At 69.1% G+C, this 20,652-nt stretch carries 17 protein-coding genes and 2 pseudogenes; 10 read left to right on the top strand and 9 right to left on the bottom strand.

Annotated elements, in window-relative coordinates:
* The first annotated feature begins 88 nt into the window (after positions 1 to 88).
* Positions 89 to 343, top strand: a complete 255-nt coding sequence (locus MET2598_RS0109565) for a hypothetical protein (RefSeq protein ID WP_012332661.1) — start codon at positions 89 to 91, stop codon at positions 341 to 343.
* A 32-nt stretch (positions 344 to 375) separates the two neighbouring features.
* Positions 376 to 606 carry a hypothetical protein gene (locus MET2598_RS0109560; RefSeq protein ID WP_012332662.1) on the top strand — a complete coding sequence of 77 codons (231 nt, stop codon included), beginning with the start codon at positions 376 to 378 and terminating at the stop codon, positions 604 to 606.
* A 1,000-nt stretch (positions 607 to 1,606) separates the two neighbouring features.
* Here the strand turns inward: MET2598_RS0109560 and MET2598_RS0109555 are convergent.
* The 4 genes from MET2598_RS0109555 to MET2598_RS0109540 all read right to left on the bottom strand — a co-directional run bounded on the left by MET2598_RS0109555 (position 1,607) and on the right by MET2598_RS0109540 (position 3,447).
* The gene (locus tag MET2598_RS0109555; RefSeq protein WP_018260672.1) at positions 1,607 to 1,972 is read right to left on the bottom strand and encodes a septal ring lytic transglycosylase RlpA family protein; all 366 of its coding nucleotides are present in this window, start codon (positions 1,970 to 1,972) and stop codon (positions 1,607 to 1,609) included.
* 405 nt (positions 1,973 to 2,377) lie between these two features.
* The gene (locus MET2598_RS0109550) at positions 2,378 to 2,932 is read right to left on the bottom strand and encodes a ComEA family DNA-binding protein (RefSeq protein ID WP_018260671.1); all 555 of its coding nucleotides are present in this window, start codon (positions 2,930 to 2,932) and stop codon (positions 2,378 to 2,380) included.
* Between the two features lie 80 nt (positions 2,933 to 3,012).
* Positions 3,013 to 3,156, bottom strand: coding sequence for a hypothetical protein (locus MET2598_RS42105; RefSeq protein WP_018260670.1), 144 nt, complete (start codon positions 3,154 to 3,156; stop codon positions 3,013 to 3,015).
* A 6-nt stretch (positions 3,157 to 3,162) separates the two neighbouring features.
* A complete protein-coding gene (locus MET2598_RS0109540) occupies positions 3,163 to 3,447 on the bottom strand; it encodes a hypothetical protein (RefSeq protein ID WP_012332668.1) in 285 nt (94 codons plus the stop codon).
* A gap of 233 nt (positions 3,448 to 3,680) precedes the next feature.
* Between MET2598_RS0109540 and MET2598_RS0109535 the strand changes: the two genes are divergently transcribed.
* Entirely contained in the window at positions 3,681 to 4,145 is a 465-nt protein-coding gene (locus MET2598_RS0109535) for a MarR family winged helix-turn-helix transcriptional regulator (protein ID WP_018260669.1), read from the top strand.
* 156 nt (positions 4,146 to 4,301) lie between these two features.
* Here MET2598_RS0109535 and MET2598_RS0109530 read toward each other — a convergent pair whose 3' ends face one another.
* Positions 4,302 to 5,621, bottom strand: coding sequence for a pilus assembly protein TadG-related protein (locus tag MET2598_RS0109530; RefSeq protein WP_018260668.1), 1,320 nt, complete (start codon positions 5,619 to 5,621; stop codon positions 4,302 to 4,304).
* 193 nt (positions 5,622 to 5,814) lie between these two features.
* Positions 5,815 to 7,077 (bottom strand): pilus assembly protein TadG-related protein, encoded by a 1,263-nt coding sequence (locus MET2598_RS0109525; protein WP_018260667.1) that lies wholly within the window; start codon positions 7,075 to 7,077, stop codon positions 5,815 to 5,817.
* Between the two features lie 473 nt (positions 7,078 to 7,550).
* Between MET2598_RS0109525 and MET2598_RS36225 the strand changes: the two are divergent.
* A pseudogene (locus MET2598_RS36225) lies at positions 7,551 to 8,264 on the top strand (IS5 family transposase); the annotation flags it as partial.
* Between the two features lie 104 nt (positions 8,265 to 8,368).
* A pseudogene (locus MET2598_RS43705) lies at positions 8,369 to 8,482 on the top strand (IS5 family transposase); the annotation flags it as partial.
* Between the two features lie 16 nt (positions 8,483 to 8,498).
* Here MET2598_RS43705 and MET2598_RS0109515 read toward each other — a convergent pair.
* A complete protein-coding gene (locus MET2598_RS0109515) occupies positions 8,499 to 10,118 on the bottom strand; it encodes a gamma-glutamyltransferase family protein (RefSeq protein ID WP_012332672.1) in 1,620 nt (539 codons plus the stop codon).
* 237 nt (positions 10,119 to 10,355) lie between these two features.
* On the opposite strand from MET2598_RS0109515, the gene MET2598_RS0109510 reads away from it, so the two are divergent.
* From MET2598_RS0109510 to MET2598_RS0109490, 5 genes are all read left to right on the top strand, one after another.
* The gene (locus MET2598_RS0109510) at positions 10,356 to 11,843 is read left to right on the top strand and encodes an ABC transporter substrate-binding protein (protein WP_018260664.1); all 1,488 of its coding nucleotides are present in this window, start codon (positions 10,356 to 10,358) and stop codon (positions 11,841 to 11,843) included.
* 13 nt (positions 11,844 to 11,856) lie between these two features.
* Positions 11,857 to 12,801: an ABC transporter permease gene (locus MET2598_RS0109505; protein ID WP_012332674.1), complete on the top strand. Its 945-nt coding sequence runs from the start codon at positions 11,857 to 11,859 to the stop codon at positions 12,799 to 12,801.
* 103 nt (positions 12,802 to 12,904) lie between these two features.
* Positions 12,905 to 13,819, top strand: coding sequence for an ABC transporter permease (locus tag MET2598_RS0109500; protein ID WP_018260663.1), 915 nt, complete (start codon positions 12,905 to 12,907; stop codon positions 13,817 to 13,819).
* A complete protein-coding gene (locus tag MET2598_RS0109495) occupies positions 13,816 to 14,844 on the top strand; it encodes an ABC transporter ATP-binding protein (protein ID WP_018260662.1) in 1,029 nt (342 codons plus the stop codon). The genes MET2598_RS0109500 and MET2598_RS0109495 overlap by 4 nt, the downstream gene beginning before the upstream one ends.
* Positions 14,841 to 15,773, top strand: a complete 933-nt coding sequence (locus MET2598_RS0109490) for an ABC transporter ATP-binding protein (protein WP_018260661.1) — start codon at positions 14,841 to 14,843, stop codon at positions 15,771 to 15,773. The genes MET2598_RS0109495 and MET2598_RS0109490 overlap by 4 nt, the downstream gene beginning before the upstream one ends.
* A 529-nt stretch (positions 15,774 to 16,302) precedes the next feature.
* On the opposite strand, the gene MET2598_RS36215 is transcribed toward MET2598_RS0109490, so the two are convergent.
* The gene (locus tag MET2598_RS36215; protein WP_018260660.1) at positions 16,303 to 19,464 is read right to left on the bottom strand and encodes a PAS domain-containing protein; all 3,162 of its coding nucleotides are present in this window, start codon (positions 19,462 to 19,464) and stop codon (positions 16,303 to 16,305) included.
* 718 nt (positions 19,465 to 20,182) lie between these two features.
* Positions 20,183 to 20,416: a hypothetical protein gene (locus MET2598_RS40900; protein ID WP_157182115.1), complete on the bottom strand. Its 234-nt coding sequence runs from the start codon at positions 20,414 to 20,416 to the stop codon at positions 20,183 to 20,185.
* Positions 20,417 to 20,652: the final 236 nt, after the last annotated feature.

Raw genomic sequence — 20,652 nt, 5'->3', positions numbered from 1 at the left:
GTGACTTGCGCACAAAGTTTTTGTGTCTAAACGACAGAGTACCAAGGCGGGGCTTCCTGTCCGCCCACGCGATCAGAGTTCCACGGTCATGATCCCTTCCCGCTCGATCCTCGCGCGCGCCCTCGCCGTCGCCGCCCTGGCCACGACCCTGGTCGGCTACACGGCCCTGCAGGCCAGGGCGGGCACCCCCGCCGGGGCCGACCTCGGGCAGCTGGCGCAGGTCTCCGCCACGTCCAGGACGGTCCTCTCCGACGCGCTGGCCGACAATTGCTACTACGTCGAGGAGCAGGTGATCGGCCGCTCCGGCAAGTCCCGGACCCGCCGCACGCAGGAGTGCGACTGATCCGCTCGGGATCACGGATCAGGGAGGCCCCCGTGCCCGACTTCTCGCCCGAGGCGCTGGACGACGCGGCCGGTCTCGCGCTGCTGCGCGACGTGTTGGGCGGGGTCGCTCCATCCCCCGCTCCGACCCTGGCTGGCCGGTTCGGCGTGGCGAGCGCGCCCGCTGAAGGCGCGGCCAATGCCAGTCCGCCAGTCCGCTCCGTGAAGCTGGCCCGCTTCAAGTCGGGCCGCAGGGTGCCCCCCCTGCTCGCAGCCGCCGTCTGAGAGCCCCTTACACGACCTCCTTCGCCCCCGCTCAGTGGTCGAAATTTCAGGAGTGAAGGCGGCTCGAATAGGTGCTCCAAGCCCGGACCATCCTCCGCCCGTCTCGCGCGCGGGCAGCGGTGTTCAGCGCGGCTCCCGGGTAAGACCACCCGCACCGCGGGCTCGGCCACTCGCGCCTGGACCTGGGCCGCCTGCGGCTCACCAGCCGGTACCCTGCGTGGCTTGGCCAAGGAGCGGCGCGCCTCGTCGGCCGGCAAGCGCGCGCCCGCGGGCGCGACCATGGCGGCCAGCAGCTTGCGGGTCCTGCGATCCAGGCTGGAGGAGCGCCCGGCGTCCTCAAAATCGCCGGCCCGGTGCTGGTCGCCCCCCTTGCCGGTGAACACCCCTGGTCCCTGGGCGGTGATCACGACGTCGCCGCGCCGCAGCGTGGCATCCCTCAGCAGGGCGGCCCCGGGATCCCGGCCCCTGGGCAGCAGCAGGGCGGCGTTGTCGGCCAGCTTCGGCCTGGGCGCGGGCCTCCCCACCGTCTGCCGCAGCTTCTCGGGCCTGGGCAGGGCGGCGTAGCGCGCCTTCGGCTTCGGCTGGATCTGCGCGCGCGGCTCTCTGAGCCACGCGCGGCGGCCGGACTGCCGCCACGCCCGCCGTTGGTGGGCGGGGTAGGACTCCGCTCCGGATCCGGAGGGCTGCAGGGTGGGCCCAGGCTGCGGCGCTGGCCGGGCCCCGATGAGGTTGTGGAACAGCAGGCCGAGCCCTTCCTCCTCGCCGGCCCGGACGTGGCCGGCCGTGGCGAGCATGAGGCACCCGGAGGTGAGTGCGACGAGCGCGCTGCGAAGTGACAGGGCCTGGAACAGCATCGGCATCTGCGCGCAGCTCGCGCGGATTGCGGGCCGGTGCGGCCCAAACGGAGGTTGGCCGATCCCGTTCCGAGAACCTGGTGTCCCGGTTTGCTTCCGGCCGGAGCTTATCGAGCTAGGCTAGACGGAAGCTTCGCGGGCCGTTGTCATAGGCGTGCGATCCTCACCTTGGCAACACCCGAAACACCGATCGCCCGCGCGGCCGCGTTCGAGAGGTCGATGACGCGCCCGCCCACGTAGGGACCGCGGTCGTTGATGCGCACCACCACCGAGCGACCGTTGCTGTTGTTGGTCACGCGCACGCGCGAGCCGAAGGGCAGGAAGCGGTGGGCCGCCGTGAGCGCGTGGGTGTCGAAGCGCTCACCGTTGGCGGTGCGCCGGCCGTGGAAGCCGGGGCCGTACCAGGAGGCGACGCCCGCCTGGGCCCGCGGACCGCCCTTGGCCTCGACACCGGAGGAGCCCGCGAGGGCGGTCGCGAGGGCGCAGGCGGCCAGAATAGCCTTGCAGGACATCACGCAATCCCGTTGTTGTTATTGACAGGGCGCAACCTACCTCCAAGTATGTCCACAATATGACTGGCGAGAACGCGGCTCCTTTCTGGCCGACCGCATCAGGCTGGACCTGATCACGGGCCGACGCTCAGGCTCCCTGGACGACAGAACTGGGGCCAGGAGGTCAAGATCAACGACGAACGTCTGCGTCACGAGCCGGGCGAGTGCGGCGATGTCGAGCGGGTGTCAGGCCCGCATCTGGTCCAGCACGCGCCCGAGACCGACGGCGTCCCGCAGAACGAGGCGAGGCCGTCCGGTGTCGGCGCGGGGGTGAGGATGGGGCGGCATGAGCGCGCAACCCAATCCGGCGCCGCCGCTCCTGCACCGATCATGGTGAATGGGGCGTTGCCGCGATCGTGGCCCAGCTTACGAGCGCACCCGGACCTGATCCCGGATCCGCTCGAAGCGGGCGCGGCTGAGCACGCGCCGGCTGACCAGTTCCTCGGCGGACCGGTAGGGCCGGCCCCGGACGATCGCCCGCCCGATCGCACCGCCGCCTCGCAGTCCGTTCAGCTCCGCCAGCGAGGCGGTGTTGAGGTCAACAAAGCGGCCGGCCACCGCCTGCGGCTCGGGCGCGATCAGGGCGGCCGTCCTGGTCGGAGTGGTGGGCTCGCTCACGGCGGCGGACGAAGCCGCGGGCGCCACGGAGCTCTGGGCCGCCGGGGGGCTCGAGGTCAGGGCCGTGCGGCTGGCCGCGTCGCGCAATCCGCTCGCGAGCGCCTGCATGTCCCCGCTCGCGGCAGGGGGGCTGGCCGCGGCGGTCGTGGAGGCCTGCGGGCCCGATCGCACGGGCCGCAGGACGGGCGAGGTGGCGTAGGCCTCGCTCAGCTCCAACCGGCCAAGGGTCACGGCGACCACACCGACGCCACCCGCGAGCACGAGCAGGGCGAACAGGCGCAGCCCGAACACGAATCTCAGCATGACCTCACTCCAGGGACGCGCGGGTGGGCGTGGAGGTCTGCCCGCGTCGCGGCAGCCCTCGCGAGGGACGCGGAGCGGGCTCAGGCGGCGAGGCTGCCGAGGGTGAGCATGCCGAGGATCAGGAGCGCGGTCGAGCCGGCGAAGCCGGCGCCGGCGCGCAGCCACCGCGCGGCGCGCGGGGCGGCGGGAGCCTGGGCGAGGGCTTTGGCGGTCAGGACAGTCATGGCGGCTCAGCGGGTGACCGGGCCGGGATAGACGACGCGCACGGTGCGGCGGGGCTCGCCGACGCTGCCCGCGCGAGCGGTGTCCGGGGCGGCGAGGGCAGCACCCTGGACCGGAGCGGGAGCGGTGCTCTGAAACCGGGTCACGGAGGGAGCGGCCGGCGCGGAGCTGGCCCGCTCGGGCGCGAGGGTGAGGCCCGTCAGGAGGGCGCTGAGGCCGCCCACGGCACCGAGCAGGCCCAGCGAGATGGTGGATCGGCTCGGGCCGGGCACGGTGCGGGTGGTGCGGATCATCGGTGGCCTCCCCAGGGCGTTTTTGCTTAGTGCGACGTTTTATAGAGCCCCAAACGTTGGAGCGCAAGCGTAATCCAGAACTAGGCCGTTCGGACGATGCTCTGCGTGGTGGACGCGACCTCGCTGCAGGCGGGCGGGGGTGCCGAAAGAATGAGCTTGTGCTCTAAACGTCGTCGTGCAATTTCGTCTCCTGGATGCGCATTTGAGAATAATGCAACTTTAGAGAGTGTCTGATGGCAAGACCCAGCGCTGACCTGCGGCTCGACAACCAGCTCTGCTTCAGCGTCTACGCGGCCGCGCACGCCTTCACGGCCGCCTACAGGCCGCTGCTGGAGCCCTTCGGCCTGACCTACCCGCAGTACCTGGTGCTGCTGGTGCTCTGGGAGCGGGACGGCGTGAACCTGAAGGAGATCGGTCGGCGCCTGCAGCTGGATGCGGGCACGCTGACGCCGCTGCTCAAGCGCCTGGAGGTGAGCGGCTACGTGCGGCGGCTTCGCGATCCCGAGAACGAACGTCAGCTGCGCCTGGAGCTGACCAGGGCGGGCCGGAGCCTGCGGGAGCGGGTCGGTGAGGCCCGGGAGCGGATCGTGTGCGCGCTCGGCGGGTGTGAGGAGCCGATCCAGGAGCTGAAGGAGGGGCTGCTGGGGATCATCCCGAAGCTGCGCCGCCTGGAGGGGAAGCGGTCCGTCCCCGATTGACGCCGACGAGCCCGTGCTGCCGCGCCGTCCTTGCCCGAAATCCAGTGTGTGGGGTGAGCCATATCGGGCCGAACGAGGCCGACCGAATCGGAGGGTTGGGCGTCGGCGTTCCGGGCACCTGGCGCGACCACGCGCGCAAGGCGCCTCCGTTTGGAATTACTGCACCAGCTTGATCGTGCGCTTGGTGGTGTTGCCGACCCCTTCAGGCACGGGGATGTCCGTCACGCCGTAGTTCGAGTTCAGGTAGAGGCTCGGACCGTCGAAGAACTCCACCTGACGCGCCACGATGATGGTGTACGCTGAGCGATCAGCAACGGGGTTGTTCGCGTCGATGATCAGGCGACCGGCCGGCAGGTAGATCGTGCCCAGCAGGTTGCGGGCGTTGTTGCTGATGATCCGGTACTGCCGCATCGGCGGTGAGCCCGGTGGTGGCGGAGGCGGCGGAAGCTTGGTGTCGGACTGGACCACCACCGGCGCCGTCACGGTCCGGTTCTCGAAGAACAGCAGGCCCGCCATCGGGCCGTCCTTCGGCGCGGTCAGGTCGATGCTGCTCTTGATGTCGAACAGCACCCCGCCGGCGTCCCCGGTGAAGTAGAAGCCGACGTTCTGCCCGGAGATCGCCCCGTCCTTGTCGACCACGAGCGGGCCGTTGTCGATCACGTACACCCCGGCCCCGAAGGTGACCTGGGCGCCGTTGGTGACCTTCAGCCCCTTGCAGTACACCCCCGGCAGCAGCAGCAGCGTCGGCGTCTTCGCTCCGTCGACCACGAGCTGGTCGGGGAAGGTGCAACTCGGCAGCGGGGGCGGCATGCGCGCGGCGAGCGGATCGGGCCGGGCGGGACAGCCGGTCTGCAGCAGGCCCTTGACGTAGGCCCGTCCCTTGCTGATGCCGCCCGCCGAGCAGATCAGCGCGGCGTCGACCGTCGCCCCGTCCTCCAGGTGCACCGCGGCCTTGTCGCTGGAATTGCCGAACAGCCCGCAGCTGGTAGCGACGACGTTGGCGTTCTTGTGCAGGTGCATGGCGTCGGCGTGGCTGTCGTCCAGCGTCAGCAGGCACACGCGGGTGGATCCGGAGAGCTCGCCCGTGGCCTGCGCGCTGAGCTCCATGGTCGGCATGGTGAGCAGGCGACCGAACAGGCTGCGCACGGTCTCGCGGATCTCGACCTGGACCCAGCCGCGCCGGTTCTGCACGCGAGCCGTGGCGCGGGTGACGGCGGGGTCGGTTCCGCCGGCCGCCTCGTAGGCCGTGCGCACCGCCAGGTTCCGGACGTAGGTGTCCGAGCCCGCAATGGTCAGCTCACCCGCGGCGGCGAGCGCGGCCGTGTCGACGGCCTTCTGCAGCTCGGTCCTTCGCTTGTGGATTCGGGCGTATTCGAGGGCGGCGCCGGAGCCGGCCACCAGCATCGGCAGGCACAGGCCGAGGATCAGCGCCGCAGCCCCGGCCCGGTCCGCAAGAAAGGTTTTCAGTGACCGCATCACCGGAGGTCCCGCTCCCGCCCCAAGCTTGGGCCGAACTGGAAAGGTTGGATTTCTGATCGTGCTCCGGCGGTGCCCGATGAGACGGGCGCCACGATGCGGCTCGCCCGGTCTCGGTCGACGCCGCAACCGGCGCGCGGGGAGGCTCCGTCACCCCGTGGCGATACGCCGATCACGCCGGCCGGGAGCCGGGTTACTGGGTCAGTCGCGGTTGTGAGACCGTCCGCTGGAACAGCGTCGTCATCGCGTCCGCGATGCCCTGGGTCGGGCTGACCTCGAAGTACAGGCCCGGCGAGGCGCAGCCCTGCATGGCGCTTGGCAGCGTCGCCTGGAACGGCGCGATCCAGGTGTTGTACCAGTCGTTGGTCGGCAGCGGCAGGTAAGTCGTGTACAGCACCGCGATCTTGATGCCCCGGTTCTTGAGCGTGGTGCAGTTCGCCAGCGTCAGCGGCTCCTGGCAGCGCCCCCCCGTGGTCTTGCGGGTGCAGGTCGAGGGATAGTAGGCGTCCGCCACGCCGTCGGAGACCAGGAACACCACCTTCTGCGGCGTCAGGGCGGTGGAGCCGTCGCCGGCGACGTCGATCTTGCCGTTCAGGCTCTGGAAGACGCCATCGAAGTCCGTGCACTGGTCGTTGTTGTAGCCGGGCTTCTGGATGGTCATGAGATCGATGGCCTGCGCGTTGGTCTTGGCGGCCGCGAGGTCCGAGCTCAGGGGGCTGACGGTGGTGAGCCCGACCGACGCGCAGTCCGCGCCCATCGTGTAGAGCGCCGTCCGGAACTGGCCGGGGACGAGGGCGGTGTTGGCGGCGGTGTCCATCAGGCGCTGGGTGGCCTGCCGGACCACGTCGATCCGCATGGTCACGCCGAGCGACTTGGCGAGGTGGTAGTAGTCGCTGTTCCCGGCCGACAGGTCGTGGCAGGCGAACGCGCACTTGTCCGGGGTGCGGCTCACCATGGTGCTGATGTCGGCGCTGGTCGCTCCGACGCCCATGGAGGGCGAGTTGTCAAGGAGGAGGTAGAAATCCATGTAGATCGGCACGGCGGACTTGGAGGCGGCGTTGCCGCTGACGGAGAGGGTGCGCATGCCGAGGATGCCCGAGAAGGCGGTCCTGTAGCTGGCGGTGTAGGACAGGGTCGCCGCGCGCACGCCGAGCAGGTCGATGACGACGGCGTCGGCCGAGACGCCGCTGATGTCCGGCATGGTCTGGATATTCTTGAGGAATGCGTCCCGAACCCGCGCCTGGGCGCTGAGCATGTCGAGGCTCATGGCGGCCTTGTTGGTGACCGACAGGACCGCGGCATCGGCGGCGGCGGCGAGGTCGGATCGCGCGGCGGAGACTCTCGCGTAATCGACGCTGACGCCCATCGCCACCATCATGGGCAGGAGCAACAGGCCGAACACGAAGCCGACGCTGCCCGAGCGCCCCGTGGACCATTCGGCACAGATGCGCCTCAAGGTGGGGACAGGGCGAGATAACACCTGCCTGGGCATCGATGCAGCTCCTGACGCGGCCGCCCAGCCCGGCTGACCGAATTTGATCTGATCGTGAGATACAGCTCATGATCTTAAATTTTGATTGATATTTCCGGGATGATGCATCGTCCGTAATATATTGATAAGGCGGCGGTCCAGCATCACATGTCCGAGCTGTAGCGTTAGAAACTGAGGCTTGACCTTCTGATCCTGAGAGGGCGCAGCCCGGCCCGGGCCGGCAGCCGAACCGGATGTCCAGAACGATGGGACATTGTTGTCGAACGCCGGCCAAGGGTGCCGATTACGACCCGATCCCTCAGAAGCCCATCGAGCTCTCACCTAGACTCGAGCGAGACACACCACCTGAACTCAGGTGCGGCGCTGCATCTGAGAGCCCTTTTGGACAATGAGGTATCGGGGTTCCGCGCGGGCGGAGGGCATGGTTCAAGCTCGGGATGTGGACCGAGCAGAGCCGTGGCCGGATGGCCGAGATTGCCAGGAAGACCGAGCGGTACCGGTCTGATCTCACGGACGAGGAGTGGGCGCGGATCGCTCCCCCGATGCCCCGCCCGAGCCGGCGCGGACGGCCGCGGCGCGTGGATCTGCGCGGGGTCGTGAATGCCTTGCGCTCCCGCGTGCGTGCGGGCTGCGGGTGGGAGATGCTGCCGACCGAGTTTGGCCCATGGCAGACGGTCGACGGGTGGTTCCGTCGCGTGATGCGGCGCTTCCTGGTCCAGACCATCCACGACCTCGCCCTGATGTGCGACCGGGAGCGGGCCGGCCGCGAGGCGAGCCCCTCCGCTACCGTCGTGGACAGCCAGTCGGTCAATGTGCCGGCGCCTGGGGCTGCGCGGGGCTACGACGCCGCCAAGAAGGTGACCGGCCGCAAGCGCCACACCGCCGTCGACACGGACGGGCGGCGGCTGATGGTGAACTTGAGCCCGGCGGAGATCTCAGACCCGGCTGGAGACCAAGTCATCCTCGACGCCATCCGCAAGCGCTGGCCGTGGGTGACGCACCTCTTCGCCGACGGCGCCTACGACCGGCTCCAGCCCATGGACAAGGCCGCCTCCCTCGACTTTTCAGTCGAGGTCGTGCGCCGATGCGACGAGGCCGCCGGCTTCCAGGTCTTGCCCCGCCGCTGGGTCGTGGAGCGCAGCTTCGGCTGGTGATCCGGGATCCGCTTGATCGAAGCGGATCCCGGATCACCAGCCCGCGCGGCGCCTGAGCGAAGCCCAAATCCGCCATCCCGAAGGGATCAAGCGGATTTGGTATGACACGCGGGCGCCGCCTCGTGCGCGACTACGAGCAACGCCTCGACGTCTCCGAGGCCATGATCCTCATCGCCATGGGCGCCATCCTTCTGCGACGGACAGCACATCCCTGACTTCTCAAAAAGACTCTCAGCACACGACGGCCTGACCGTCGCGCCGCGGATCACTCGCCGCGACGTAGCCATCCTCATCCGGATCGCCCATGCGCCAGATGAACTGGCCGGCCCCGAAATCCTGATAGCTGTCGTTGATCACCTCGATGCGGTGGCCGCGCTCGGCCAGCGCCCGCACCGTCTCGGACGGCATGGTCGATTCGGCGTTGATGCTGAGCCCCTCATTCACGCGCCAGCGCGGCGCGTCGCAGGCGGCCTGCGGGTTCTGGTGGTGATCGAGCATGCGCACCAGCGTCTGCACGTGGCCCTGCGGCTGCATGTTGCCGCCCATCACGCCGAAGCTCATCACCGGCGCGCCGTCCTTGGTCAGGAAACCCGGGATGATGGTGTGGAAGGGCCGCTTGCCCGGCGCCACCACGTTGGGGCTGCCCGGATCGAGGTGGAAGCCGTAGCCGCGGTTCTGCAGGGACAGACCCCATTCGGGCACCACGACCCCGGAGCCGAAGCCCATGAAGTTCGACTGGATATAGCTCACCATCATCCCCGAGGAATCGGCCGTGGTGAGGTAGATCGTGCCGCCGCTCGCCGGATTACCGGGGCCGAAATCCTGGGCCTTCGTCCGGTCGATCAGCCTGCCCCGCGCCCGGAGATAGGTGGGATCGAGCATCTCGTCCGGCGTGATCGTCATGCCCGAAGGATCGGCCACGTAGCGGTAGGTGTCACTGAACGCGAGCTTCATCGCCTCGATCTGCAGGTGCTGGCTCTCGGGCCCGTCGGGCGGCAGCGAGCCGAGGTCGAACTCCGCGAGGATGCCGAGCGCGATCTGCGCGGCGATGCCCTGCCCGTTCGGCGGGATCTCGTGGAGCGTGTAGCCGCGATAGTCCTGGCCAGTCGGCTCGACCCATTCGGGGCAATATGCAGCGAGATCCGCCACCGTCATGGCCCCGCCGTGCTCAGCCGCGTGGCGGGCGGTCGCCTCGGCGATCTCGCCCGCGTAGAAAGCCCGGCCCCTCGTCTCGGCCACGGCCCGCAGCGTCCGGGCGATGCCCGGCAGCCGCACCCGCTCGCCGACCTCCGGGGCGCGGCCGCGGGGCAGGAACACCTCGGCGAAGCCCGGCTGGCCGGCAAGCTCCGGAACCTGGGCGGCGGCCGCCCATTTCTGCTGCACCACGATCGGCGCGAGGTAGCCGCGCTCGGCGATCTCGATCGCCGGCTCCATCAGGTCGGCGAAGGGCAGGCGCCCGAAGCGCTCGCTGAGCGCCACCCAGGCCGCGACGGCGCCCGGCACCGTCACCGAATCCCAGCCGCGCATGGGCGGGCGGGCCGCCTCCCCGTACTTGCGGCGGAAGTAGTCCGGGGTCCAGGCGGCGGGCGCGCCACCGGAGGCGTTCAGCCCGTGAAGCCGCTGGCCGTCCCACAGGATGCAGAAGGCGTCCGAGCCGAGGCCATTGCTGCATGGCTCGGTGATGGTCTTGGCGGCGGCGGTCGCGATGGCGGCATCGACCGCGTTGCCGCCCCGCCAGATCATCTTGAGCCCGGCCTGGGCGGCGAGTGCGTGCGAGGTCGCCACCACGTTGCGGCCGAAGATTGGCATGCGCAGCGAGGGATAGCCGTGGTTCCAGACGAAGGGCTTCATCGATTCGCGTCCGTGGGTTCCGGGTCCGCGCCGCGGGGCTCCGCGAGCGATTCGAAGGCCCTGGTGCGCCGCTCTCCCGGGCGACGCAAGTTGCTCCGCGCGAAGCACCCCTTGGCGCGGCCGCCGCTTGGAACACGGTGTGCCACAGGGCCGCCGGTTTGCGACCTTGACGCGCCCGCCTCGGCGCCGGACCCTTCCGGCACGATCCGCCTTCCACCAAACGGACAGGACACCCGGATGCTGCGCCTTGCCGCCTGCCTCATCGCCGGGCTCGCACTCACCGCACCGCTCTCGGCCCAGACCCTGCGCTACGGCATGATGGAGGATCCGGACGCCCTCGACCCGACCCTGGCGCGCACCTTCGCAGGCCGCATGGTCTTCGCCGCGCTCTGCGACAAGCTCGTCGATATCGGCCCCGACCTGAAGCTGGTGCCCCAGCTCGCCACCAAGTGGGAGCTCTCGGCCGACGAGAAGACCCTCACCATGACGCTCCGGCCAGGGGTCAGATTTCACGACGGCGAGCCCGTGAACGCCGCGGCCGCCAAGTACTCGATCGAGCGCCACCTGAAGATGCCGGGCTCACAGCGTCGTGGCGAGATCGCGCCAATCGACTCCGTCGAGGCCGTGGACGACCTCACCTTCAAGATCAACCTGAAGCAGCCCTTCGCGCCCCTGATGGCGCAATTCACCGACCGGGCCGGCATGCTGGTCTCGCCCAAGGCCGCCGAGCGGCTCGGCGACAAATTCGCCACCGACCCCGTCTGCGCCGGCCCGTTCCGGTTCGTGGAGCGGGTCCCGCAGGACCGCATCGTGGTCGAGCGCTTCCCTGACTACTGGAACAAGGACCAGATCCACATCCAGCGCGTCGAGTTCCGGCCGATCCCCGACACCACGGTGCGGCTGACGAACCTGCGGGCCGGCCAGCTCGACCTGCTCGAGCGCCTCGCCCCCACCGACGCGCCGCAGGTGGCGCGCGACGCCAAGCTCAAGCTCGCCTCGACCTACGAGCTCGGCTTCCAATCGGTCCTGTTCAACACGGCCAAAGCCGGCTCGCCCATCGCCGACCCGCGGGTGCGCGCCGCCTTCGAGCTGTCGCTCGACCGGAACGCCATCAGCCAGGTCGTGTTCAACGGCGAGTTCCTGCCCGGCAACCAATGGGTCTCGCCGAAGCACCCGGACTACGTGAAGGACTACCCGATCCCGAAGCGCGACGTGGCCAAGGCCAAGGCGCTGCTCGCGGAGGCGGGCCAGCCCAAGCCTCAGATCACCATGATGGTCTACGCCAACAGCGAGGCGCCGCAGGTCGGCCAGGTCATCCAGGCGATGACCAAGGAGGCGGGCTTCGAGGTGAAGCTGCAGGCGACCGACTTCACCACCGCCCTCGATCTGGCCGACAAGGGCAACTACGAGGCCTATCTCTACAACTGGAGCGGCCGACCGGATCCCGACGGCAACACCTTCAGCTTTCTCAGCTGCAAGGCGCCGCTCAACTACCCGCGCTACTGCAGCCCCGAGGCCGACGCGGCGCTCCAGGCCGAGCGCGGCTCGGTCGATCCGGAGAAGCGCAGGGCGGCCTGGAAGGCGCTCGCCGACAAGGTGCTCACCGACCGTCCAAGCGTCTACTTGATGCACCGCAAGCTGCTCTGGGCTTACAGCCCGAAGATCAGCGGCTTCGTCCCTTATCCGGACGGGCTCGTGCGCTTCACCGGGCTGACGCTGAACTGACGCTGCGGTTCTGATGCTACGCTTTCTGGCCCATCGCCTCGCGCTCGCCGTCCCGACGCTCATTCTCGCCTCGATGATCATCTTCGCCCTGCAGCAATTGCTGCCGGGCGACGTGGCGACTGCGCTCACCGGCGAGGAGCGCGACCCCGAGGTGATCGCCTTCATCCGGCGAAAGTACCACCTCGATCAGCCGCTCCCGGTGCGTTACGCCTACTGGGCGTCCGGCGTGCTGCGGGGCGATCTCGGCGTCTCGGTGCGCCTGCAAAAGCCGGTGGCCGAGCTCGTCCTCGAGAAGCTGCCGGTGACCCTGGAACTCGCCTGCCTCGCCATGCTGGTGGCGCTCGCGATCGGCGTGCCCATGGGCATCCTCTCGGCGGTCAAGCGCGGCACCTGGGCGGACGCTGCGGCCAACGCGATTGCTCTCTGGGGCCTATCGATCCCGAACTTCTGGCTCGGCATCCTCCTGATCCTGCTGTTCTCGGTGCATCTCGGCTGGCTGCCGGCCTCAGGCTACGTGCCGCCGGGCGAGAGCCTGATCGACAATCTCGAGGCCATGGCGATGCCGGCCTTCGTGCTCGGCAACGCCATCGCGGCGGTGATGATGCGCCACACGCGTGCGGCGATGCTCGGCGTGCTCGGCGCCGACTACGTGCGCACCGCCCGCGCCAAGGGCGTGTCGCCCCTGCGGCTCGTGCTGCGCCACGCCCTGCCGAACGCGGCGATCCCCATCATCACGCTCGGGGCGCTGGAATTCGGGCAGCTTCTCTCGGGGGCGGTTCTCACCGAGCAGGTCTTCTCCGTGCCGGGCTTCGGCAAGCTGATGGTGGACGCCGTGTTCAACCGGGACTTCGCCACCGTGCAGGGCGTCGTGATCTGCACCGCCGCGACCTACATCGCCCTCAACCTTGCCGCCGACGTGCTCTCGGCCGTGGTCAACCCGAAGCTGCGCCGGGCATGAGGGGGGTGGATGACATGCCGGAACCTGCGCCGATCCTCTCTCCCGAGCGGGTGAAGGGCGGCCCCGAGCGATCGCGAACAGCGCGCGAGGACGCTCGACGCCGATGAGCACAGGCACCCCGGTCACCGAAGCGGCCGAGCCCGCTGCGCCCGCCGGCGGCCCTGGCACGGTCCGGGAGGCCGGCTCTCTCGCCGCCTTCTGGCGTCGCCTGCGCGCGCGGCCGAGCGCCGTGATCGGGCTCGCCGTCGTGGTGGCGCTCATCGCCATGGCCGCGCTCGCCGACGTCGTCGCGCCCTACGATCCCACCGCCACCGACTGGGGCGCGGTACGCGCCGCGCCGAGCCTCGCCCACCCGTTCGGCGGCGACGAGGTCGGGCGCGATGTGCTCTCGCGCATCATCTACGGGGCGCGCGCCTCGCTCGGGGCCGGCCTCGTCTCGGTGGGCCTGGCCGTGGCGCTCGGCCTGCCGATCGGCCTCGTCTCCGGATACGCGGGCGGCTGGGTCGATGCGGCGATCATGCGCGTCACCGACGCACTGCTCGCCATCCCGTTCCTGATCCTGGCGATCGCCCTCGCCGCGTTCCTGGGCCCGAGCCTCACCAACGCCATGCTGGCGATCGGATTGTCGGCCACCTCCACCTTCGTGCGTCTCACCCGTGCGCAGGCGCGAGCGGTGGCAGCCGAGGAGTTCGTGGAGGCGGCCCGCTCCGTGGGCAACCCAGCTTGGCGGATCGCGCTCGTGCACATCCTGCCCAACATCGTGCCGGCGATCCTCGTCCAGGCGACGCTCACCATCGCGGTGGCGATCATCGCCGAGGCCAGCCTCTCGTTCCTCGGCCTCGGCCAGCAGCCGCCCGAGCCGTCGTGGGGCGCCATGCTCAACGTCGCCAAGAACTTCATGGACCAGGCGCCCTGGATGGCGATCTGGCCGGGCCTCTCGATCTTCCTCGCGGTTCTGGCCTTCAACCTGCTCGGCGACGGCCTGCGCGACGCCCTCGACCCGAGGCAGCGCACATGACGGTTCCCAGGGGCGAGCCCCTCCTCGATGTGCGAGACCTGCGCGTGACGTTCGAGACCGAGAGCGGCACGGTCCATGCCGTCAACGGCGTCTCCTACGCGCTGAACGAGGGCGAGACGCTCGGCGTCGTCGGCGAGTCGGGCTCGGGCAAGAGCGTGCATGTCCTGGCCATGCTGGGCCTGATCCCACGGCCGCCCGGCCGGATCGTCGGCGGGCAGGTGCTGTTTCGCGGGAGCGACCTCCTTGCCCTGCCCGAGCGCGAGCTGCGCAAGATCAGGGGCCGCGAGATCGGCTTCGTGTTCCAGGACCCGATGAGCTCGCTCAACCCGGGCATGACGGTGGCCGCGCAGATCATCGAGCCCCTGCGCATCCATCTCGGCGTCGATCGCCGAGCGGCCCGGGCGCGGGCGCGCGAACTCCTCGACCTCGTGCGCATCCCGAACGCGATCGCCCGCCTCGACCAGTACCCGCACGAGCTCTCCGGCGGCCAGCGTCAGCGCGTGATGATCGCGATCGGGCTGGCCTGCCGCCCGAAGCTCCTCATCGCTGACGAGGCGACCACGGCTCTGGACGTGACCGTGCAGGCCGAGATCATCGCCCTGGTGCAGGAGCTGAAACGCGAACTCGGCATGGCGATGATCTGGATCACCCACGACCTCGGCGTAGTGGCCGGCATCAGCGACACCGTGCAGGTGATGTATGCCGGGCGCATCCTGGAGCGAGGACCTGTGGACGACATCTTCCGCGATCCGCGCAATGCCTACACGCTGGGGCTGCTCCGCTCTTTGCCCGATCTCAGCGGCGGGCGTGCCGGGCGCCGCCGGCTGCAGCAGATCGACGGCAGCCCGCCCGATATGCGCCGCCCGCCGCCGGGCGACCCGTTCGCCCCTCGCAACGCCTACGCCACCCCCCGCTGCCGCTCCGAGATGCCCCCGCTCGTCCAGGCCGAGGGCGCCGCGCCCGGCCATCTCGTAGCCGCCTGGTACGACCTGCCAGCGCGGCTCGCCGAGGAGCGCGCGCGATGACGGCCACGATGCCGCAGGCGGTGAGGCCCTCCTGCCCCGTCATCTCGGTGCGCAATCTCTCGAAGGCGTATCCCTTGCGGGCTTGGTGGGGCGGCAAGGCGAACGTGTTCCGAGCGGTGCACGACGTCAGCTTCGACATCGCGCCCGGCGAGACGCTCGGGCTCGTTGGTGAATCGGGCTCCGGCAAGTCCACGATCGGTCGGGCCGTGACCATGCTGAACCCGCCGACCTCCGGCACTGTCACCTTCGAGGGCACCGACCTCGCCAAGCTGGCGCCGCGGGCCATGCGGCGCATGCGCAGCCGCATCCAGACAGTGTTCCAGGATCCTTACGCGGCGCTCAATCCGCGCATGAGCGTCGGTGCCTACGTGGCCGAAGCCTTCCGGCTGCACCGGCCGCACATGGGAGCGCCGGAGCGCCGCGCCGCCGTGGCCCACCTGTTCGAGCGCGTCGGCCTCGACCCAGCCTTCATGGGCCGCTTTCCTCACCAGTTCTCGGGCGGCCAGCGCCAGCGCATCTGCATCGCCCGCGCGATTGCCCTGAACCCGAGTTTCATCGTCGCCGACGAGCCCATCGCCGCCCTGGACGTGTCGATCCAGGCGCAGGTGGTGAACCTCCTGCAGGATCTGCAGGCGGATCTCGGGCTCTCGTACCTGTTCATCTCCCACGACCTGCGCATGGTGCGCTACCTCTGCCACCGCGTCGCGGTGCTCTGGCGCGGGCGCATCGTGGAGCTCGCCGAGAGCGACCAACTCTACGAGGACCCGCGTCACCCCTACACGCAGCGCCTGCTCTCGGCCGTCCCGCTGCCCGACCCGGTCGCCGAGCGGACCCGTCTTGCAGCCCTCGGCCCGGAGCCATTAGGCGAGCGACAGCCGGGCGATCTGGTTGAGGTCGCCCCTGGACATTGGGTCGCGTCGGACGATTGAAGCTCAGCGCCGGGATCATGGAACGGCCGTGACCTGCCCGGCGGAGCTTGCGCGCCGCCGTCCGCAGCCGCTCCGATGACGAACCTCCGGCGACGCCCGCGTCCTGCGCGCGGAAGCGGGCGTGGAATGCGCTCGCGCACGCGCCCCGGAACGGGTCAGGAGTTCGCGCCCCGCAGGCTCGGTTGAGCGCCACTTCCGGAACTTCGCCGACGGCCGCCGGAACGGCCGCGCGTCACCCGGGACCGGACATGTCGACGTCGATAATCGTCCCTCCGGTTTCCCTGCTGATTCGCGTCAGGGCAACGTATGGAACGAGGGCTCCTTACACCTCATACGCCATCCGGTTGATGGCTTCGCCATCTCCCCTTTCGGCCATGCGGATGTCGGCGTCGCTCAGGCGCCGCGCAGGCGCGCGATCCGGGATCCGCTGCGATCAAGCGGGTCCCGGATCAGGAATAGCAATACGCTCTCTGAGCCTTCGCGCTCAGGTGCAAGCCTGTCGCCTGGATCTCACTGGCAGTCTGCTGCTTCACGACTTCCAACCTGCCGTCTTTGTCCGTCCGCGTCGCAGGACCTTGCGCAAGATGCGAGAGACTTGGTCGGCCGAGTAGGGCTTGTGCAGCAACTCGAAGCCGGTTGAGCTCTCCTGCGCCAGGACGTGGCTGTAGCCGGAGGTCAGCACCACCGGCAGGTTCGGCAGCCGCCGCTCGAGGAGCCGCGCGAACGCGATCCCGCCCATGCCCGGCATGACCACGTCCGAGAACACCACGTCGAACCCCGTGCCGCCGACCCCGAGCCTCTCTAGCGCGTCCTCCGCGTTGACGGCCAAGGCCGTCTCGTAGCCCAGGTCCTCAAGGATCTGGGTGGCGAAGCGCCCGACCTCGATGTTGTCCTCCACCACCAGCACCCGCTGGCCCGCTCCTCCGGGCTCGACCTGCGCCGTCTCACCGTCGTCCTCGGCCGGCGCCACAGGCTCGACCTCGGGCAGGTAGAGCGTGAAGGTCGTGCCCCGGCCCGGCACGCTCGCCACGTCGACATCGCCGCCCGACTGCTTGACGAAGCCGAAGACCTGGGACAGGCCGAGCCCCGTGCCCTTGCCGATCTCCTTGGTGGTGAAGAACGGCTCGAACACGCGGGAGAGGACGGCCGGCGCGATGCCCGAACCGGTGTCGCTGAGCGAGACGGCCACGAACCGACCTGCCGCCCCGGCGTGCCCCCGTATGGGCGGGAGCGATACTCCGCATTCCAGGCGCAGCGTCAGCGTGCCCTCGCCGCCCATCGCGTCGCGGGCGTTCACCGCCATGTTGACCAGCGCCGTCTCGAACTGGCTCACGTCCACCCGCACGAAACACGGGTGGTCCGGCAGGTCGGTCATCACCCTGATGCGCGCGCCCGTCACCGTGTCCAGCAGCTCGGCCACGGCGCGGAGGCGCGCCCCGACGTCGAGCGTCTCCGGCTTGAGGGCCTGACGCCGAGCGAAGGCGAGGAGCTGGCCGGTGAGCTTGGCGGCCCGGTCCACCGTGTCCGAGACCGCGGTGAGATAGCGGACCCTGCGCTCCTCGGCGAGGTCCGGGCGGCGCAGGAAGTCGACCGACGAGCGGATGATGGTGAGCAGGTTGTTGAAGTCGTGTGCCACGCCCCCCGTGAGCTGCCCGACCGCCTCCAGCTTCTGCGACTGGCGCAGCGCCTCCTCGGCTTGGCGCAGCGCCTCGGCCTGCCGCTTCTCGGCGGTGACGTCGCGCCCGTAGGCGTAGACGAGGTCGCTCTCGACCGACGTACGCCAGGAGATCAGGCGCGGGGTGCCGTCCTTGTGGCGGTAGCGGTTCTCGAAGTCGGTGAGATCGTCGGCCGAGACTGCCTGCTCCAGGGCCGCCAGGGTGGCCTCGGCGTCATCGGGCCAGATGAATTCCAGGAAGCTGTGTCCCACCACCTCGGATGGGCTGTGCCCCAGGATGGCCTGCCAACCCGGATTGACCGCGCGGAAGATGCCGTCGGCCCCGACCACGACCAGCAGGTCGCGGGAGTTGCGCCAGACCCGGTCGTGCTCGGCCGTCCGCTCGGCCACGCGCTGCTCCAGCACCTCGTTGAAGCGGACGAGGTCGGTCATCATCCGCTTCTGGTCGTCGATGTCGGTGCTCGTGCCCACCCAACGCACAACCTTGCCGTCGCTCGCCAGAACCGGTTGTGCCCGGGCCAGGAACCAGCGGTAGACCCCGTCGGCCCGCCGCAGCCGATACTCGGACTGGTAACCGGAGCGGACGGCGACCGCCGCGTGCCACTCCTCGGCCACGCGCGAGCGGTCATCGGGATGGACGACCGCGTGCCAGCCGTCCCCGTCGAGGTCGCCGGGTCGCAGGCCCGCGTAGGCGTAGACGCGATCGTTGAACCAGTAGGCGGTCCCGGCCGAGTCGGTGGCCCACACGAAGTTCGGCAGCACCTGCGAGAGGACGCGGAACTGCTCCTCGCTGGCGCGCAGCGCCTCCTCGGCCTGCTTGCGCGCCGTGACGTCGATGGCCGTGCCGAGCACGCGCACGCAGCGCCCGCCCTCGAAGACGCCGCGACCCTTGGCGGCAACCCAGCGGACGACGCCGTCCTCCCTGCCCACCGTGCGGTACTCGACGTCGTAGAGCGCGCGCTTCGTCGGATCGAGCGCGGCGGCGAAGGCGGCACTCGTGACGTCCCGGTCCTCCGGGTGGAGGCCGGCATAGTAGTCGGCCATCGAGACCGGCACGTCCGGCGAGATCCCGAACATCGCCTTCACCCGCGCGGGCCAGAACAGGCTGTCGTTGACGACGTCCACGTCCCAGAGCCCGACCTCGGCCGCCTCGGTGGCGAGCCGCAGGCGGGCCTCGCTCTCGCGCAGCCGCTCCTCCGTCCGCTTGCGGGCGGTGTCGTCGAGGAGCAACCCGTCCCAGACCACGACATCGGCAACGAGGCGCGGTGCGGAGATGATGCGGGTTTGGACGAGCGTACCGTCGGGGCGGCGCATGGGCGCCTCGACGTCGAAATCTGAGAGGTCGCGGATGGCGGCTCGCTCGGCCTCGGCGAGACGGCCGCGATGCTCGGGCAGGATCAGGTCGTAGGCCGCGGCCGGATCGGTGAGCACGGCTTCGGTCGTTACTCCGGTCATGCGCTCGAAGCCGCGCGAGAGGTACAGGAAACGCCGGCTGGAGCCATCCCGGGGCGTGGCGATCTGATAGACCGCACCACCCGGCAGGTGGTCGGTCACCGCCCTGAGGCGCGCCTCCGCCTCGCGCAGGCTGGCTTCCGCCCGCACCTGCCCCGTCGTCTCGGTGCAGGCGCAGAACATGCCGGCGACCCTGCCTTGCTCGTCGCGCACGGGCGAGTAGGAGAAGGTGAACCAGGTCTGCTCGTCGTAGCCGCGCCGGTTCATGGTCAGGAGCATGTTCTCCGACCACGTTGCCTCCCCGGCGAGCGCCTTGTCGATGAGCGGGGCGATGTCGGGCCAGATCTCCGGCCAGATCTCGTGAAAGCGCCGGCCGAGCGCGGCGGGGTGCTTGTCGCCGAGGATCTCCGCGTAAGCGTCGTTGTAGAGGAAGCCGAGCTCTGGCCCGAAGGCGACGAACATCGGGAAGCGCGAGCCCAGAATCAGGCTCACGGTCGCGCGCAGGGAGGGCGGCCAGGTCTCTGGCGGTCCGAGCGGCGAGCCGGACCAGTCGTGCGTGCGCATGCGCGCACTCATCCGCCCAGCTGCTGGGAGGAAGAGCGGGAACTGGAAAATGGTGTTCTCAGGCATGAGACGCGAGCAGGCTCGACCTCTGATGTGTGTTGCCGGCGTCCGGGAGGAGCATCGGTCCACGCTTCCACCTAGAGCGGCAGGCTTCGACGGCAGGTCCGGTGCCTTGACCAGCACCCTGGCCAAGACCCAGGCACCCTCGAAGGCGCCACGGCCTTCACGGCAATGCGCCACTGTCCTAAACAGACCACCGCACCGGTGCAGATCAACGCCGACGACCTCACGTTGAGGGGAGACGAAGGCCATGGACCGACAGCGCATTTTCATTTCAGCAATTTTTGCAACAGTGCTGACCTGAAGCGCTTTTGCTCAGACGCGCGGCTGCCAAGGTTGGAGTGATGTGGCACGCAAATCCTGACGAAGAGAAAATCTTTGGTACCATGAAGATCTGCGACGCAGCCCACGGGTGCCGCGGCCGCCGCCCTCATCGGGGGGGTGATCGCGAACCACCCGGCAGCGCTGATGCCTGCCGGGTTTCCCTTCGATCCTTCGAAGCCGTCAGGCCAAGCCTCTCAACGGTCTGGAGGTGCCAAATGGGAGGCTGATGGATCCACTTTGATTTCCTGACACGCAATCCTTGCAGCATTGCATCTCGGAAAGCGGTCGTTTTTTTGGACAGTTCGGTCGCGAAGGATGTCGCCACAGCTTAGAATCAAGGTAAAAACTGCCGGACGATCAGCGCTTTGGTGTGAGGGATATCTCTGGAAAATACGATGTTTGCATCCGACTTGCTGGCATCTGAATTTGTGATTTCAATTCTGAAAAGATCATTTTCCATCGCATGATAGTCACCGCCCGCCGAGACATGATCCAGATATGCATCCGGCAAAGGCGACGAATTCACGGAATCAAAGGCAGAAATCTCATTTTCCTGTTCATCGCTCATGTGAGTCGCCTTTGCCGGATGCGCGAGGAATTTTTGTTTCCCATCAATGACCACAGGACACAACTTGAATGTGCGAAGGGCAAACCTGTGTATTGAGATGCATCGTGACGGGCCCAGTCGCATTGCCGCAGTTGTTCACGAGGGAGCTCGCGCGACCGGGCGGGATGGGCTGCGGGTTCAACCCGCCGCTCACTCCTTCAAGATGCTCCTCAGACAGTTCGTTGGAGCTCGGAGCG

This window comes from Methylobacterium sp. WSM2598 (genome assembly GCF_000379105.1).
Taxonomy (GTDB): domain Bacteria; phylum Pseudomonadota; class Alphaproteobacteria; order Rhizobiales; family Beijerinckiaceae; genus Methylobacterium.
Note: the sequence above shows the minus strand (reverse complement) of the source record. Positions and strands in the feature narration are given on the sequence as shown.